Origin of the sequence: Pseudomonas sp. NFX1 (assembly GCF_051123555.1) — a bacterium.
Taxonomy (GTDB): Bacteria; Pseudomonadota; Gammaproteobacteria; order Pseudomonadales; family Pseudomonadaceae; genus Aquipseudomonas; species Aquipseudomonas capeferrum.
Map to the genome: position 1 here is coordinate 4,929,684 of NZ_CP169366.1, position 16,920 is coordinate 4,946,603.

Sequence of the window (16,920 nt, forward strand, 5' to 3'; positions counted from 1 at the left end):
ACGGAGTTCGACCCCGAGCCATGCTCAATACGCTGCGCAAGATCGTCCAGGAAGTGAACTCCGCCAAAGATCTCAAGACGGCGTTGGGGATCATTGTCTTGCGCGTCAAGGAGGCCATGGGCAGCCAGGTCTGCTCGGTCTACCTGCTCGACCCGGAAACCAACCGCTTCGTGCTGATGGCCTCCGAGGGCCTGAACAAGCGTTCGATCGGCAAGGTCAGCATGGCCCCCAACGAGGGCCTGGTCGGCTTGGTCGGTACCCGGGAAGAGCCGCTGAACCTGGAAAACGCCGCCGATCACCCGCGTTATCGCTACTTTGCCGAAACCGGTGAAGAAAAATTCGCCTCCTTCCTGGGTGCGCCGATCATTCACCACCGTCGTGTGGTTGGGGTATTGGTCATCCAGCAGAAGGAGCGCCGCCAGTTCGATGAGGGCGAAGAAGCCTTCCTGGTTACCATGAGCGCCCAGCTCGCCGGGGTTATCGCCCACGCCGAGGCGACTGGCTCGATTCGTGGCCTGGGCCGCCAGGGCAAGGGCATCCAGGAAGCTCGCTTCGTCGGTGTGCCAGGTTCGCCAGGCGCCGCCGTGGGGCGTGCGGTGGTGATGCTGCCGCCGGCCGACCTCGAAGTGGTGCCGGACAAGGCCGTCGAAGATATCGATGCTGAACTCAAGCTGTTCCAGAATGCCCTTGAAGGCGTGCGCGCCGACATGCGCAAGCTGTCGGCCAAGCTGGCCACCCAGCTGCGCCCCGAAGAGCGCGCCTTGTTCGACGTGTACCTGATGATGCTCGAGGACGCCGCCCTGGGTGGCGAAGTGACCGAGGTCATCAAGACCGGCCAGTGGGCCCAGGGCGCGTTGCGCCAGGTGGTCGGCGAACACGTCAACCGCTTCGAACTGATGGACGACGACTACCTGCGTGAGCGGGCTTCGGACGTCAAGGACCTTGGCCGCCGACTGCTGGCCTACCTGCAGGAGGCACGCTCGCAGTCGCTGGTGTACGCCGACAACACCATCCTGGTCAGCGAAGAACTGACCCCGGCGATGCTCGGCGAAGTGCCTGAAGGCAAGCTGGTCGGCCTGGTTTCGGTACTGGGCTCGGGCAACTCCCACGTCGCTATCCTGGCCCGGGCCATGGGTATCCCCACGGTGATGGGCCTCGTCGACCTGCCTTATTCGAAGGTCGACGGCATCGAGCTGATCGTCGACGGTTACAAGGGTGAGGTGTTCACCAACCCCAGCGACGTGCTGCGCAAGCAGTACAGCGAAGTGGTCGAGGAGGAGCGCCAGCTGGCGCAGGGCCTGGATGCGCTGCGTGAGCTGCCTTGCATCACCCCCGACGGCCACCGTATGCCGCTGTGGGTCAACACCGGCCTGCTGGCCGACGTCGCACGTGCCCAGCAGCGCGGCGCTGAAGGGGTAGGCCTGTACCGCACCGAAGTGCCGTTCATGATCAACCAGCGCTTCCCCAGCGAGAAAGAGCAGCTGGCGATCTACCGTGAGCAACTGGCGGCCTTTCACCCGCTGCCGGTGACCATGCGTACCCTGGATATCGGCGGGGACAAGGCGCTGTCGTACTTCCCGATCAAGGAAGAAAACCCCTTCCTGGGTTGGCGCGGCATCCGCGTCACCCTCGACCACCCGGAAATCTTCCTGGTCCAGACACGCGCGATGCTCAAGGCCAGCGAAGGCCTGAACAACCTGCGTATCCTGCTGCCGATGATTTCCGGCATCCATGAGCTGGAAGAAGCCCTGCACCTGATTCACCGCGCCTGGGGCGAGGTGCGTGACGAAGGCACCGATGTGCCGATGCCGCCGGTTGGGGTGATGGTCGAAATCCCCGCGGCGGTGTACCAGACCAAGGAGCTGGCGCGGCAGGTGGACTTCCTGTCGGTGGGTTCCAACGACCTGACCCAATACCTGCTGGCAGTCGACCGTAACAACCCACGGGTCGCCGACCTGTACGACTACCTGCATCCGGCGGTGCTGCAGGCGCTCAATACCGTGGTGCGCGATGCCCACGGCGAGGGCAAACCGGTGAGCATCTGCGGTGAGATGGCCGGTGACCCGGCGGCGGCGGTACTGTTGATGGCCATGGGCTTCGACAGCCTGTCGATGAACGCCACCAACCTGCCCAAGGTGAAGTGGATGCTGCGCCAGATCAACATGAGCAAGGCCAAGGAACTGCTGACCGATGCCATGAGCCATGACAACCCGCAGGTTATCCACAGCTCGTTGCAGCTGGCGTTGAAGAACCTTGGGCTGGCGCGGATGATCGGGCCTGGGGCCAACAAGACCCTCTGACACCTGCAGCGGCCTCTTCGCGGGGCAAGTCGGGTCGCGAATGGGCCGGTACTGGCGAAACACTTCTATCAGACCATTAGCTCAACTTCCCCCAAATGCCCACCAAAAGGCCCGAAACTGCGTTCAATCAGCCGCCTTTCACCCTGATCATCCACGATCAGCACCGTACTGGCCCGCGTCCCATAATTCTGGCTGGCAATAAACACACTCGACAGCAGCTTCTCGGTCGCCACCCCCACGCCAGTCTCCGGCAGCTCAGCCTCAGGCGCCGTCTCGCCATCGGCCAGCAACCCCAGCAAACGCTGCGGGTCAGCTGAGCCCAGCAACCGTTCCAGGCCGTCGCGCGCCTTGACCAGCTTGGGCCACGGCGTATCCAGCCCGGCATTGGAAAGCCCGTACACCCCAGCCTCCAGCAAGCGCGGCGCCGCGTCTCGAGCGTGCAGATACCCCAGCCGCGTACCATCGCCCACCAGCAGGTTGAACCCCGAATACTGGCTGCTACGGCTGGCCACCTGGTCCAGATACGCTTCAACGCCAAGCTTACCCTGCAGAAACGCCGCCACCAGCTCCCCACGGGAACGTGCGCCAAGCGCCTGCCCGGGGTCGCGAATATTGGTCAGCGCAGCGAAGCGCCCCTGCGGCCCCACGCCGAGCCACGTGCCGCCGGCCTCCAGGTCACGCCCGGCATACACCCCAGGCGCATCCTCCCAGGCCGCCAGGGCCTGCGTGGGGCGGGCATAGAACTCGTCGCGGTTGGCCGCCACGATCAGCGGCAGGGCATGCCCCGGCCGCCAGGCGAATACGATCAGGCACATCGGTTGGGCCTCTGTGTTTTGTGCCACTGTACCCACTGCGGCGGTGCTGATCCATCCTGTCACGAAGTTCACTAGAGCCTCGAGCCCGGCTTCCGTTACCATGCCGGATTGATTTGCTCAGGGGCAACGAATGGAGTTCGTACTCTATCTGCTGTTAGGCGCATGCGCTGGCGTGCTGGCCGGGCTGTTCGGCGTGGGCGGTGGCATCATCATCGTGCCGGTACTGGTGTTCAGCTTCACCTTGCAGGGCTTCGACCCTTCGGTATTGACCCACCTGGCAGTCGGCACTTCGCTGGCAACCATCATTTTCACCTCGATCAATGCGGTGCTCGAGCACCATCGCCGTGGTGCGGTGCAGTGGCCGATCTTCGCCTGGATGACCCTGGGCATCCTGCTCGGCGCCGGCGTTGGCGCCAAGACCGCATCCTTGATCCAAGGCCCGCTGCTGCAGAAGATCATCGGTGTGTTCGCCCTGATCATCGCCGCGCAAATGGCCCTGGACCTCAAGCCCAAGGCCAGCCGCGGCATCCCTGGCAAGCCCGCGCTGACCGCAGCAGGTGGGGTGATTGGCTGGGCTTCGGCTATCTTCGGCATCGGTGGCGGCTCGTTGACCGTGCCGTTCCTGACCTGGCGCAGCCTGCCCATGCAGCAGGCGGTGGCAACGTCCTCGGCCTGTGGCTTGCCGATTGCTCTGGCCAGTGCCCTGAGCTTCATGTGGCTGGGCTGGCACGAACAACACCTGCCGGCACACAGCCTGGGCTACGTGTACCTGCCAGCGCTGCTCGGCATTGCCGTGACCAGCATGTTTTTCGCCCGCTTCGGCGCGCGCTTGGCGCACAAGCTGTCGCCACGCCTGCTCAAGCGTCTGTTCGCCGCGCTGCTGTTCTGCGTTGGCCTCAGCTTTTTGATTTAGCTCGCTGATTTGAAACTAGAGGAATATCCATGCTGCCTTACCCGCAGATAGACCCCGTGGCCGTGGCCCTCGGGCCACTGAAAATCCACTGGTACGGCCTGATGTACCTGGTCGGTATCGGCGGCGCCTGGCTGCTCGCCTCGCGTCGGCTGAACCGCTTCGACCCCACCTGGTCCCGTGAAAAGCTGTCCGACCTGGTGTTCTGGTTGTCGATGGGGGTGATCGTCGGCGGTCGCCTGGGCTACGTGCTGTTCTATGACCTGCACGCCTACCTGGCCAACCCGACGCTGATTTTCGAGGTATGGAAGGGCGGCATGTCGTTCCATGGCGGCTTCATCGGCGTGATGCTGGCGGCGTTGTGGTTCGGCAAGCGCAACAACAAGACCTTCTTCGAGCTGATGGACTTCGTCGCGCCGATGGTGCCGATAGGCCTGGGCGCCGGGCGTATCGGCAACTTCATCAATGCCGAGCTGTGGGGCAAGGCCACTGACGTGCCGTGGGCAATGGTGTTCCCGCCGTTCAGCGACCCTGAGCAACTGCCACGCCACCCGTCGCAGCTGTACCAGTTCGCCCTGGAAGGCGTGGCGCTGTTCCTGATCCTCTGGCTGTATTCGCGCAAGCCGCGGCCAACCATGGCGGTCTCCGGGATGTTCGCGCTGTTCTACGGCATCTTCCGCTTCATCGTCGAATTCGTCCGGGTACCCGATGCCCAGCTGGGCTACATCGCCTGGGGCTGGCTGACCATGGGTCAGATACTCTGCATCCCGATGATTCTGGCCGGCCTCGGATTGATCTGGTGGGCTTATAATCGCAAACCCACGGCGACACCCGCCATCTGATTCCCGACGGCAGGGGCGATCCCCCTGCCGTTCTTGCTACAGGTAAGCCATGAAACAGTATCTTGACCTGGTCCGTGACGTCATCGAAAACGGTACCCTGCAGGAAAACCGCACCGGCATCCGCACCATCAGCCTGCCGGGCGCCATGCTGCGCTTCGACCTGCAGAAGGGTTTTCCAGCCATCACCACGCGCAAGCTGGCGTTCAAGTCGGCCATCGGCGAGATGGTCGGTTTTCTGCGTGGCGTGAAGAACGCCGGTGAATTCCGCGACCTGGGCTGCAAGGTCTGGGACCAGAACGCCAACGAAAACGCCCAGTGGCTGGCCAACCCGTTCCGCCAGGGGCATGACGACCTGGGTGAGATCTACGGCGTTCAGTGGCGCCAGTGGCCGGGCTACAAGCGGGTACCGCTGAGCAACCCGGCGGCCATCGAAATGGCTGAAAAGCAGGGGTTCCGCAAGATTGCCCAGGACGAAGAAGACGGCCAGGCCTTCGTCATCCTCTACAAGGCCATCGACCAGGTGCGCCAGTGCCTGGACACCATCGCCAACGACCCGGGCAGCCGGCGCATCCTGTTCCACGGCTGGAACTGCGCCCAGCTGGATGAAATGGCCCTGCCGCCGTGCCACCTGCTGTACCAGTTCCACCCGAATGCGCAGACTCGGGAAATTTCCCTGACCCTGTACATTCGCTCCAACGACCTGGGCCTGGGCACGCCGTTCAACCTCACCGAGGGCGCGGCCTTGCTGTCGCTGTTCGGCCGCCTGACCGGCTACACGCCGCGCTGGTTCACGTATTTCATTGGCGATGCCCATGTGTATGAGAACCACCTGGACATGCTCAACGAACAGCTCAAACGCGAGCCGCTGGAAGCGCCGAAGCTGGTGATCAGCGACCGCGTGCCAGCGTTTGCCGAGACCGGCAAGTATGAGCCGCAGTGGCTGGAGAAGATCGAGCCGAGTGATTTCAGCCTGGAAGGGTATGAGCACCATGCGCCGATGACGGCGCCAATGGCGGTTTAACCTTCGCAATTGCTGGGGCGCAAAGCGCCCCCAGCATGCTCAATGCCCGTGGCTTCGTCCCACATGCGAATGCTCACCTTCCGGCACCGATACCGCCCCGTTCACCTCCAGTTGCTGCAAGATCGCGCACTCATCCCCTTGCGCATTGCACCGCTGCCGCAGTTCCACCAACTGCTCCTGCAACGCCACCAACCCATCGATCCGCGCCTGCACATGGGCGATATGCTCATCGATCAACGCATTGACGCTGCCGCACGACCCTTCAGGGCTGTCGCGCAGGCGTAGCAGGCTGCGGATCTCGTCCAGGGTCATGTCCAGGGTGCGGCAGTTGCGGATAAAGGTCAGCCGCTCGACGTGGGCCTGGGTGTAGAGCCGGTAATTGCCGTCGGTGCGCGCCGGCTCTGGCAACAGCTGCTCGCGCTCGTAATAGCGGATGGTTTCCACGGCACAATCGGTGGCTTTTGCCAGTTCTCCAATCTTCATCGCGAAATCTCCAGCGGATGGCTTGACCCTATAGTGGCTACAGGGTGTTCACTTGGCAACAGGCTCACTTTAAGGATGACCCAATGAACCAGCCTGCCAGCCCCCACCACAAGCATGACCACCACGCCCACAGCTGCTGCGGTAGCACCGCCGCCCCGGCGTTGGTGCAGTTGAGCGAAAAAGCCAGCGGCGACGCACAGCTCAGCCGCTTCCGTATCGAGGCCATGGACTGCCCCACCGAGCAAACGCTGATCCAGGACAAGCTGGGCAAGTTGGCGGGCATCGAGCAGTTGGAATTCAACCTGATCAACCGCGTGCTTGGCGTGCGTCACACGCTGGACGGCACCGCCGAGATCGAACGGGCCATCGACAGCCTGGGCATGAAGGCCGAACCCCTCATTGAAGGGGACGCGGCAACGGCCGCCAGCGCCTCGCCAAGCAAGACCCGCTGGTGGCCGCTGGGGTTGTCCGCTGTTGCCGCCATTGCCGCGGAAGTGGTGCATTTCACCGGGCTGGCGCCTGAGTGGCTGGTGGCCGCGCTGGCCTTGGCGGCAATTCTGGGTTGCGGCCTGGGCACCTACAAGAAGGGCTGGATTGCCCTGAAAAACCGCAACCTCAACATCAACGCCTTGATGAGCATTGCCGTGACCGGTGCGGTGCTGACCGGCCAGTGGCCGGAAGCGGCCATGGTGATGGTGCTGTTCACGGTCGCCGAGTTGATCGAGGCGCGCTCCCTGGACCGGGCCCGCAATGCCATCAGCGGCCTGATGCAACTCACCCCCGACATGGCGACGGTACAGCAGGCCGATGGGCAGTGGCGTGAAGTGGAGGTGCGTGAGGTGGGCATCGGTGCCCAGGTGCGGGTACGGCCAGGTGAGCGCATCGGCCTGGACGGTGAAGTCACCAGCGGGCAATCCAGCGTTGATCAGGCGCCGATTACCGGTGAAAGCCTGCCTGTGGAAAAGGCCATGGGTGACAAGCTGTTCGCCGGCACCATCAACCAGGCCGGTGCCCTGGAGTACCGCGTAACTGCCGCCGCCGGGCAATCGACGCTGGCGCGCATCATCAAGGCCGTCGAGGAGGCCCAGGGCGCCCGTGCGCCCACCCAACGCTTTGTCGACCAGTTCTCGCGCATCTACACCCCGGTGGTCTTTGCCCTGGCCTTGGCCGTGGCGCTTATCCCGCCGCTGTTCCTCGCTGGCGCCTGGTTCGACTGGGTCTACCGTGCGCTGGTGCTGCTGGTGGTGGCCTGCCCGTGTGCACTGGTCATTTCTACCCCGGTTACCATCGTCAGTGGCCTGGCCGCAGCGGCGCGCAAGGGCATCCTGATCAAGGGCGGGGTTTACCTGGAGGGCGGGCGCAAGCTGGATTACCTGGCCCTCGACAAGACGGGCACCCTCACCCACGGCAAGCCGGTGCAGACCGACGCCAAGGTGCTGGAGCCTCTGTTCGAAGGCCGTGCCCAAGCCTTGGCTGCCAGCCTGGGTGAGCGTTCGGACCACCCGGTGTCGCGTGCCATTGCCCAGTTCGGCAAGGCACAAGGGCTGGCCTTGAGCGAGGTGGGCGATTTCGCCGCCCTGGCCGGGCGTGGTGTGCGCGGGGTGATCGAGGGCGAGGTCTACCACCTGGGTAATCACCGCCTGGTGGAGGAGCTGGGCCTGTGCTCGCCGGCGCTGGAGGCGCAACTGGATGCACTGGAGCGTCAGGGCAAGACCGTGGTCCTGCTACTCGACCGCAGCGGCCCGCTGGCCTTGTTCGCCGTGGCCGACACGGTCAAGCAAAGCAGTCGCCAGGCCATCGCCGAGCTGCATGAGCTGGGTATCAAGACGGTCATGCTGACCGGTGATAATCCCCATACCGCCGAAGCCATCGCCGCCCAGGTCGGCATTGATCGCGCCGAAGGCAACCTGTTGCCGGACGACAAGCTCAAGACCATCGAAGCGCTGTACAGCCAGGGCCATCGGGTGGGCATGGTCGGCGACGGTATCAACGATGCGCCGGCCCTGGCCCGTGCCGAAATCGGCTTTGCCATGGCCGCTGCTGGTACCGACACCGCCATCGAGACGGCCGATGTGGCGTTGATGGACGACGACTTGCGCAAAATCCCGGCCTTCGTCAGGCTGTCGCGCCAAAGTGCGGCGATTCTCAGGCAGAACATCATTCTGGCCCTGGGCATCAAGGCGATTTTCCTGGCGATCACCTTTGCCGGCATGGCCACCTTGTGGATGGCAGTGTTTGCCGACATGGGCGTGAGCCTGCTGGTGGTGTTCAACGGCTTGCGCCTTTTGCGCAAATAGAGGACGTGCATGCAGAGTTCCGAGCTCAAAGCCTTCTACATGGTGGCCCGCCTGGGCAGCATCACCCTGGCGGCGAAGAAGCTCGGGCTCAGCCAGCCCACGGTGACCACGCAGATCCGCAACCTCGAAGCCCAGTACGCGGTGGAGCTGTTCTACCGTGGCGGGCGGCGCCTGGTGCTGAGCGAGGAGGGCGTGCGCCTGCTGCCGATGGTCAAGGCGCTGCTGCAGCAAGAGGCCGACATCGAGTTCGAACTGCGCAACAGTGGCCAGGCCCAGGGCAGCCTGCGCATCGCGGCCACTGCGCCTTACTACATTCTCGACCTGGTGAAGATCTTCCGTGAGCGCCTGCCCCAGGTGGATGTGACGGTGGAGATCGGCAACTCGCAGCAAGTGCTGGAAATGCTCGAAGACTACCGGGTCGATATCGCTGCCTCGTCGCAACTGCTGGAGGATGCACGCCTGGTGCGCCGCGTGCTGGGCACCGACCCGCTGGTGGTGGCGGTACACCGTAACCATCCGTTGGCCCATCGCCAGGCGGTGTCCATCGACGTGGTGGCCGGGCATTGCCTGTTGATGCGCGAGCAGGGCTCGACTACGCGCAAACTGACCGAGCAGATGCTGCAGGAGGCGGGCGTCAAGGCCGCAACATTGCTGGAAATCGGCAGCCGCGAGTCGATCCGTGAGGCGGTGTTGCGCAACATCGGCATCAGTGTGATCGCCCGGCATGAAGTGCCGCACAACCCCGAATTACGGGTGTTGGTGCTGGAGGGGGCGCCGCTGATGCATGAATACCTGTACTGCCTGAAGGAGCGGCGCCAGGCGCGTTTGCCGGCAGCGTTTCTGGGGGTTGCACAAGAAGTGGCCGGGTCACAGTTCTAGGTCAGTGGTGCAGATACAAAATCTGCCTATACCACTATCGCCAGCTTTTGCCTGAACGCCACAGAACCGTCGCACAGCCTTCCTAGCATGGCCCCATCTCTTCGATGAGGCCCTGCCATGAACAACGCCACCTCGGGCGCACAAATGAAAGTGCGCAATATCCACAAGCGCTTCGGCGCCTTCACGGCGCTCAACGATGTCTCCCTGGACATCGCCGCGGGCGAGCTGGTGTGCCTGCTCGGCCCATCCGGTTGCGGCAAGACCACGTTGTTGCGCTGCATCGCCGGCCTCGAACGCCAGGACCGCGGCGAGCTGTACATCGGTGAGCGCGACATCTCCGAGCTGCCACCCCAGGCCCGGGACTACGGCATCCTGTTCCAGTCCTACGCGCTGTTTCCCAACCTCACCGTCGAAGCCAACATCGCCTACGGCCTGATGAGCAGTGGCCGTGAGCAAGCGCGCCAGCGGGTGGTTGAAATGCTCCAGCTGGTCGGCCTGTCCGGTAGCGAAAAAAAGTACCCCGGCCAGCTTTCCGGGGGCCAGCAGCAGCGTGTGGCCCTGGCGCGTGCCCTGGCGCCGGCACCTTCGTTGTTGCTGCTGGATGAGCCGATGTCGGCGCTGGACGCGCGGGTTCGTGAGCACCTGTGCACCGAACTGCGCCAACTGCAACGCCAGTTGGGTATCACCACCTTGATGGTCACCCACAACCAGGACGAGGCCATGCTGATGGCCGACCGCATCGCCGTGATGAACAACGGCCAGTTCGAGCAGTACGCCACGCCGCAGGAAATCTACGACCAGCCCGCCACGCCCTTCGTGGCCGAGTTCGTGGGCCAGGGCAACTGGCTGCCGTTTCAGCGCAGCAGTGACAACCAGGCCCAGGTCGGTGGCATGCGCATGCGCCTGACCCCCGGCTCGGCGCGGGCCAGCAGCGGCCGGCTGTTCTGCCGGCCGGAGGCGATCACCGTCAACCCGGTGGTGCACGAAGAAAACCTGTTTGCGGCCAAGGTTCGCGAGATCACGTTCCTCGGCAACCGCTGCCGCATGAGCTTCGAACTCAAAGACCTGCCCGGCCATGCATTGCTGGCCGAACTGGCCCCCGAGGCCATGCCGCGGCTGGGCTCGCAGGACATCTGGGTGGCGCTGCCACCGCAGAGCCTGCAGGTGTTTGCCTGAGATGGCCGCGCCAATGTCCCTGCCGCTGGCCCCGGCCAAGGCCACGTCCGACCGTGGCGTCGCCCTCGGTGACCGATTGTTCGTCGTCGGTGGCAAGTGGTTGCTGCTGATGTTGCTGGTGCTGGCCGTGCTGATGCCGCTGCTGGCGATCTTCTGGCGCGGCTTCAGCGGTGAGGCTGGCCAGGGTGGCGGCCTGGCGGCAGCGCGTGAGCTGTTCACCAGCGAGAGCTTTCACTGGCTGCTCGGCAATAGCCTGTCGGTAGCGCTCACCGTTGCCGCCATCGTGGTACCGCTGGCGTACCTGTTCGCCTACGCCTTGCAGCGCACCCTGATCCCGGCCAAGGGCTTGTGGCGGGGTATCTCGTTGCTGCCGCTGCTGGCGCCGTCGATGCTTCCGGCCATTGCGCTGGTCTACCTGTTTGGCAACCAGGGCCTGCTGCGCGGGCTGCTGAGCGACAACATCTACGGCTTCTGGGGGATCGTGCTGGGCGAGGCCATCTACACCTTCCCGCATGCGCTGATGATTCTGCTGTCAGCCCTGTCGCTGGCCGATGCACGCCTGTTCGACGCTGCCTCCAGCATGGGGGCCGGGCCTTGGCGGGCGTTTTCCAGCATTACCTGGCCTGCCACACGCCAGGCAGTGTTCGCGGCGTTCTGCCTGGTGTTCACCCTGACCACCACTGACTTCGGCGTCCCGGTCGTGGTCGGCGGCGACTATCAGGTGCTGGCTCTGGAAGCCTACAAAGCTGTCGTGGGCCAGCAGCAGTTTGGCCGCGGTGCACTGATCGGCATGGTCTTGCTGCTGCCGGCACTGTTGAGCTTTGCCGTCGATGCCTGGTTGCGCCGGCGCCAGGGCGAGGCCATGAGTGGGCGTGCGCAAGTGTTCGAGCCCAAGCCCTCGCGCCGCCGCGATGCCTGCTTCCTGGCCATCGTCGTGCTGGTCTGCGCGGCCCTGTTGCTGGTGATCGGCATGGCCGTGTACTCGTCGCTGGTCACGTTCTGGCCCTATAACCTCTCGCTGTCGCTCAAGCACTACATGTTCGAGGACACTGCCGGTGGCGGCTGGCTGGCTTACCGCAACAGCGTGACCATGGCGATCGGCACGGCGCTGATCGGCAGCATCGTGATCTTCAGCGGTGCCTACCTGATGGAGAAGACCCAGGGCCAACGCCTGCTCAACCAGGCGCTGCGCTTGCTCAGCTTCATCCCTATGGCGGTGCCGGGCCTGGTGCTGGGCCTGGGCTACGTGTTCTTCTTCAACCTCAGCGGCAACCCGCTGCATGTGCTGTACGGCAGCATGGGGCTGCTGGTCATCTGCACCATCGCCCATTACCTGACCACCGCGCAGATGACCGCCACCACCGCCCTGCGCCAGCTCGACGGCGAGTTCGAGGCCGCCGCGTTGTCGCTCAAGGCGCCCTTGTACCGGCACTTCCTGCGGGTGACGGTGCCGATCTGCCTGCCGGCGCTGCTGGACATCATTCGCTACCTGTTCGTCTCGGCGATGACCACTGTGTCGGCTGCGATCTTCCTGTACAGCCCCGACACCATCCTTGCTGCCGTCGCCGTGTTGAACATGGACGACGCGGGCAACGTCGGCGGTGCCGCCGCCATGTCGACCCTGATTCTGCTGACCAGTGCCAGCGCTTCACTGCTGCTGGCCGCAGCCTCGCGCGGCCTGCTGCGCCGCTCCCAAGCCTGGCGCCAACGCGCCGCGACCGCCTGACCTGTAAGGAACCCCACCATGTTCAAGCACCTTGCACTTGCCGCTGCCGTTTCTGCCGTGTTCAGCCTGCAGGCTTCTGCCGCCGAGACCCAGCTGACGGTCTATACCGCCCTGGAAGCCGTGCAGCTCAAGACCTACAAGCAGGCCTTCGAAAAGGCCAACCCGGATATCGAGATCAAGTGGGTACGCGACTCCACCGGCATCATCACCGCCAAACTGCTGGCCGAGAAAGACCGCCCGCAGGCCGATGCCGTCTGGGGCCTGGCGGCGTCCAGCCTGGCCATCCTCGACCAGAACGGCATGCTCGAAGCCTATGCGCCAAAGGACCTGGGCAAGATTTCGGCGAACTACCGCGACGCCGCCAACCCGCCGGCATGGGTGGGCATGGACGTCTGGGCCGCGACCATCTGCTTCAACACCATCGAGGCCGAAAAGCAGGGCCTGAGCAAGCCGGTAAGCTGGCAGGACCTGGCCAAGCCTGAGTACAAGGGCAAGATCGTCATGCCCAACCCGGCCTCGTCCGGTACCGGCTTCCTGGATGTCAGCGCCTGGCTGCAGACCTTTGGCGAGCCGCAGGGGTGGGCCTACATGGACGCCTTGCACCAGAACATTGGCCAGTATGTTCATTCGGGTTCCAAGCCGTGCAAGTTGGCGGCGGCGGGCGAGTTCCCGATTGGTATCTCGTTCGAATACCCTGCCGTGCAGCTCAAGCGCCAGGGGGCGCCGCTGGACATCGTGCTGCCGAAAGAGGGCCTGGGCTGGGAGATCGAGGCGACGGCAGTGATCAAGGGCACGCCAAAGGGCGATGCGGCCAGGCGGCTGGCGGATTTCTCGGCAAGCCCCGCGGCGATGGAGTTGTACAAGGAGAACTTCGCGGTGCTGGCTGCACCGGGGATTGCCAAGCCGCAGACCGAGTTGCCAGCGGATTACGAGCAGCGTCTGATCAAGAACGACTTTGCCTGGGCTTCGAAGCACCGCGACGAGATTCTTGCCGAGTGGCGCAAGCGCTATGACGGCAAGTCGGAGAAGGTGGCGCAGCAGTGAAGGGGTAGGGGCTGGAGGGGCATGCCTTGATGGGTGTGGCGCCTGGTAGATCGATCGCCACACCTCTCAAGGCGAACACCTCCCGCCCACTCACAACACTCAAATCTGCAAAACCAACGCCTCCAACTGCTCCTGCCGTTCTGCCTGATTCACCCGTGCCCCTGGGTTCAGCGTCGACCATTGCGGATGCGCCCGCGCCTTGATCAAGGCCTCAGGCAACTTGCCCTCGCGCCAGGCCTTCTCATCCAGTTCGCCCAGGCGAATGCTGTCTTGCGCCGCATGCCCGCGGTTATCCAAAGCCACCATCAACTGCTGCTGGCGCAGCGCCAACAGCCGCAACACCGTATCGTCGACGGTCAGCTCGCGCTGGCCCTTGAGTTTGCCCATCAACCTCGACCCATAATTGCGTGCCGTCTGTAGCGCTCCGCCGGCGATGGCCCCGGCCAGGGCGGCGGCGCCAAGGGTGAGGCCGCCGACCAGCAGGTCGACCCCGGCACCCGCCGCAGCACCCGCCGCAACGCCACTGCCCAGGCGCACACCCAGCAGCTTCAAGGTCTCGGGGTTGAATAGGTCATCGCCCCAGCGCCCGTCCAACAACGGCAAATCGCTGGCATGGGCGTCCTCGCGGCGGAAGGCGTACAGCTTGAGCAGCGCCTCGACACAGCGCTGTTCACGCTGGCGCACGTCCTGGCGCAGCGCCTCGATGGCCTTGGCTTCGGCAGCAGGCTCGGCCACCACGCTGCGCCGGCAGGCGGCGCAATCGAGCAGCAGCTCGGCGATCAGGCGTTTACCGCTGTGGTGGCGGGCCTGGCGTTGCGCCTGCTGGTCGTCGATCAGCCGTTGCAGGGCAGGGCGGGCGTCTTCCAGCAGCAAGGCCAGGCTTTCGTACAAACGGCGTTCGCCGTCTTCCGGCGGCGCCACGCTGTCGAACCGCACCAAGGCGTGCAAGCCAAGGCGGGCGAGGGCTTCACGCCATTCTGGCTCGCGGTGCTGGTTGCTGGCAACGAAGTTGAGCACCGGCAGCAGGGGCTTGCCACAGCTGGCCAGCACTTCCAGCTCGTCGCGGTATTTGGCCAGCACCGGTTCGCGGGCATCGATCACATACAGGCCAGCATTGCTGGCCAACAACTGGCGCAGCACCTTGGCCTCCTGCTCGAAGCGCTGGCGCGCCTCGCTGCCCTGAAGGAAGCGCGCCAGACGGGCCGGGCCGTCCAGGCGCTCGCCCGGGCGCTCCAGCCGCTCAAGGTAGTCGAGCAGGGCGATGGCGTCTTCCAGGCCAGGGGTGTCGTACAGCTCCAGCAACGGCTCGCCGTCCACCGACAGGCGCGCCCCTTCCACATGGCGCGTGGTGCTGGGGCGGTGAGACACCTCGCCAAAGCCCACATCGCGGGTCAAGGTGCGCAGCAGTGAGGTCTTGCCAACGTTGGTATGGCCGACCACGGCCAGTTTCAGCGGCTCAGTCATGGCCGTGCTCCAGCCAGGTCAGGGGCGAGGTGTCGGCGTGGGGCAGGCCGAGACGGTCCAGGGCTTCGTGCCAGTCGCCCAGGCGCTCGGCATCCAGGGCTTGACCTGGCGCGGCCTGCAGCAACCAGATACGGGTGGCGCCGGCATTGCGTGCCAGTTCGGCGAGCAGCGCCAGGCTGCCGCGGTCGGGGGAGCGGCGCGGGTCGCAGGCGATGGCCAGTCGCGCAGGCGGGAAGCGGCTCAGTTGTTCGAGCAGCTTGTTGCGTGACTCGCGGCTATCGAGCACACCGGCATCGGTCACGTTCTTGGGCAGGGCGGGCGGCCAGGGGCGCTGGTCGTCCAGCTCCAGGCCGACCAGCAGAGCACCGCTGCTACCGCTTTCCAGTTGGCCGGCAGCGAAGTGAGGCAAGGTTTCGGGCGCGGCATCCTGCACACCGATGCGTTCGCTGCGGGGCATCAGGCTTTCGCGCAGGGCTGCGTAGCCGGGCAGGCTGAGGTCCAGCGCCAGGCGCGCGCGGCCCTGGCGCCAGCGCCACAGGCACAACCCGGCCAACAGCAGGCGCGGCAGCAGGCCATACACCAGCACCACGCCGAGCAGCCAGCTGGCCCACGCCTGGCGCGCCAGGTCCAGGGCTGGCAGCGTGTCGCCGCTGGCGCGGATCAGGGTTTCGTCCGGCACCGCAAAGCCCAGCAGCGAAGGCAGGGCGCCGAGCGCCTGCGTCAGGTGGATGAACGGTTCGGCGGCGAGCAGGGTGGTTTCCCAGACAAAGCCATAGCGCCGGGTAGCCAGCAAGACCACGAGCATACCCAGCGCTGTGCTCATCGCCAGCAGCCACAAGCCGTGCACCAGCACGCCCAGCAGCCAGCGGTTCAGGCGCTGGCGCTGCAGCAGCACCAGCAGCGCTGGCGCAAGGTGCGCGGCCTTGGCATCGCGGGCAAAGCGTTCGCTCAGCCACAGCCACAGGCGGCCCAGGCCTGCACCGTGTTCGCCGCTCAGGCCCAGGCCTATCGCCCAGCCCAGCAACATCAGCAGGTTCAACCCAAGCAGGCTGCCCAGCGCCCAGAACACATTCACCGGGCGTTGGCCGTCCCCCAGGGCCGCGAAGGCCAGGCCCGCGCCGCTGAAGGCAGCGACGATCAGCAGGGCCAGCAGTGCCAGGCGTGCGCCCTGTTTCCAGTGCCGCAGGGCAGTCGCCATGCCGTCGCGTTCGGCCAGGAACAGCGCACGGGTCTCGATACGGGCCGCCAGGTCGCCGCCGACTTGGCGGGCGCGGCGGTTGGCCTCCTGGTCTTCCAGGGGGCCGGCGTGTTCCTCGCGCAGGCGCACCGCTTCGGTGAGCCAGCGTTTGTCCAGTGGCGTCGGTCCAGTCACAAGGTCTTCCATTGCACAGGTCAGGGCAGAAGCATAACCCACGGCGGGTTTGCTATCCTCGCCAGCATGACTAGCACACTCCCTCTCAGCCTGATCGCGGCCCTCGCCGAGAACCGCGTGATCGGCATCGACAATTCCATGCCCTGGCACCTGCCGGGGGACTTCAAGTACTTCAAGGCCACGACCCTGGGCAAGCCCATCATCATGGGGCGCAAGACCTGGGACTCGCTGGGCCGGCCATTGCCGGGGCGGTTGAATATCGTGGTCAGCCGCCAGCCGGGGCTGCAACTGCCTGGCGCCGAGGTGTTTGCGTCACTGGAAGCTGCGCTGGTGCGGGCTGGCCAGTGGGCGCGCGAGCAGGGCGTCGATGAGTTGATGCTGATTGGCGGTGCGCAACTGTATGGGCAGGCGCTGGAGAAGGGGCTGGTGAGCCGCATGTACCTGACCCGTGTGGAGCTATCGCCTGAGGGCGATGCTTGGTTCCCGGCGTTCGACGAGCACCAGTGGCGGCGGGTATCGAGTGAGCCGCAGGCGCCTGAAGGGGCTGGGCCGGCTTACCATTTCGACGTTTGGGAAAGGGTTTGAGAGTGT

The 16,920-nt window shown here is 65.0% G+C and carries 14 protein-coding genes; 10 read left to right on the forward strand and 4 right to left on the reverse strand.

The window, feature by feature from the left end; genetic code table 11:
* The first annotated feature begins 20 nt into the window (after positions 1-20).
* Complete coding sequence (gene ptsP, locus DJ563_RS22240) at positions 21-2,300, forward strand: phosphoenolpyruvate--protein phosphotransferase (RefSeq protein WP_274097564.1); 2,280 nt, start codon at positions 21-23, stop codon at positions 2,298-2,300.
* 68 nt (positions 2,301-2,368) lie between these two features.
* On the opposite strand, the gene DJ563_RS22245 is transcribed toward ptsP, so the two are convergent.
* Positions 2,369-3,115 carry an NRDE family protein gene (locus tag DJ563_RS22245; RefSeq protein WP_434518336.1) on the reverse strand — a complete coding sequence of 249 codons (747 nt, stop codon included), beginning with the start codon at positions 3,113-3,115 and terminating at the stop codon, positions 2,369-2,371.
* Positions 3,116-3,245: 130 nt separating this feature from the next.
* Between DJ563_RS22245 and DJ563_RS22250 the strand changes: the two genes are divergently transcribed.
* Genes DJ563_RS22250 through DJ563_RS22260 form a run of 3 tightly spaced genes read left to right on the forward strand, consistent with a single transcriptional unit; the run spans position 3,246 to position 5,888 of the window.
* Entirely contained in the window at positions 3,246-4,028 is a 783-nt protein-coding gene (locus DJ563_RS22250) for a sulfite exporter TauE/SafE family protein (RefSeq protein ID WP_274097566.1), read from the forward strand.
* Between the two features lie 29 nt (positions 4,029-4,057).
* Positions 4,058-4,867: a prolipoprotein diacylglyceryl transferase gene (gene lgt / locus DJ563_RS22255; RefSeq protein WP_033702066.1), complete on the forward strand. Its 810-nt coding sequence runs from the start codon at positions 4,058-4,060 to the stop codon at positions 4,865-4,867.
* A gap of 49 nt (positions 4,868-4,916) precedes the next feature.
* On the forward strand, positions 4,917-5,888 hold the full coding sequence (locus DJ563_RS22260) for a thymidylate synthase (protein WP_274097568.1): 972 nt from the start codon (positions 4,917-4,919) through the stop codon (positions 5,886-5,888).
* Between the two features lie 39 nt (positions 5,889-5,927).
* Here DJ563_RS22260 and cadR read toward each other — a convergent pair whose 3' ends face one another.
* Positions 5,928-6,371: a cadmium resistance transcriptional regulator CadR gene (cadR, locus tag DJ563_RS22265; protein ID WP_047582153.1), complete on the reverse strand. Its 444-nt coding sequence runs from the start codon at positions 6,369-6,371 to the stop codon at positions 5,928-5,930.
* Positions 6,372-6,454: 83 nt separating this feature from the next.
* On the opposite strand from cadR, the gene DJ563_RS22270 reads away from it, so the two are divergent.
* From DJ563_RS22270 to DJ563_RS22290, 5 genes are all read left to right on the forward strand, one after another.
* Positions 6,455-8,668 carry a heavy metal translocating P-type ATPase gene (locus DJ563_RS22270; RefSeq protein ID WP_434518337.1) on the forward strand — a complete coding sequence of 738 codons (2,214 nt, stop codon included), beginning with the start codon at positions 6,455-6,457 and terminating at the stop codon, positions 8,666-8,668.
* Positions 8,669-8,677: 9 nt separating this feature from the next.
* Positions 8,678-9,547, forward strand: coding sequence for a LysR family transcriptional regulator (locus DJ563_RS22275; protein WP_033702061.1), 870 nt, complete (start codon positions 8,678-8,680; stop codon positions 9,545-9,547).
* 117 nt (positions 9,548-9,664) lie between these two features.
* Entirely contained in the window at positions 9,665-10,723 is a 1,059-nt protein-coding gene (locus tag DJ563_RS22280) for a putative 2-aminoethylphosphonate ABC transporter ATP-binding protein (RefSeq protein WP_434518338.1), read from the forward strand.
* A 1-nt stretch (position 10,724) separates the two neighbouring features.
* Positions 10,725-12,449: a putative 2-aminoethylphosphonate ABC transporter permease subunit gene (locus DJ563_RS22285; RefSeq protein WP_434518339.1), complete on the forward strand. Its 1,725-nt coding sequence runs from the start codon at positions 10,725-10,727 to the stop codon at positions 12,447-12,449.
* 18 nt (positions 12,450-12,467) lie between these two features.
* Positions 12,468-13,493 carry a putative 2-aminoethylphosphonate ABC transporter substrate-binding protein gene (locus tag DJ563_RS22290; protein WP_434518340.1) on the forward strand — a complete coding sequence of 342 codons (1,026 nt, stop codon included), beginning with the start codon at positions 12,468-12,470 and terminating at the stop codon, positions 13,491-13,493.
* Between the two features lie 99 nt (positions 13,494-13,592).
* Here DJ563_RS22290 and DJ563_RS22295 read toward each other — a convergent pair whose 3' ends face one another.
* A complete protein-coding gene (locus DJ563_RS22295; protein WP_434518341.1) occupies positions 13,593-14,957 on the reverse strand; it encodes a GTPase/DUF3482 domain-containing protein in 1,365 nt (454 codons plus the stop codon).
* Entirely contained in the window at positions 14,950-16,341 is a 1,392-nt protein-coding gene (locus DJ563_RS22300; protein ID WP_434518342.1) for a DUF2868 domain-containing protein, read from the reverse strand. The genes DJ563_RS22295 and DJ563_RS22300 overlap by 8 nt, the downstream gene beginning before the upstream one ends.
* 54 nt (positions 16,342-16,395) lie before the next feature.
* Here DJ563_RS22300 and DJ563_RS22305 point away from each other — a divergent pair, with 54 nt between their 5' ends.
* Positions 16,396-16,914 (forward strand): dihydrofolate reductase, encoded by a 519-nt coding sequence (locus DJ563_RS22305; protein WP_274097574.1) that lies wholly within the window; start codon positions 16,396-16,398, stop codon positions 16,912-16,914.
* Positions 16,915-16,920: the final 6 nt, after the last annotated feature.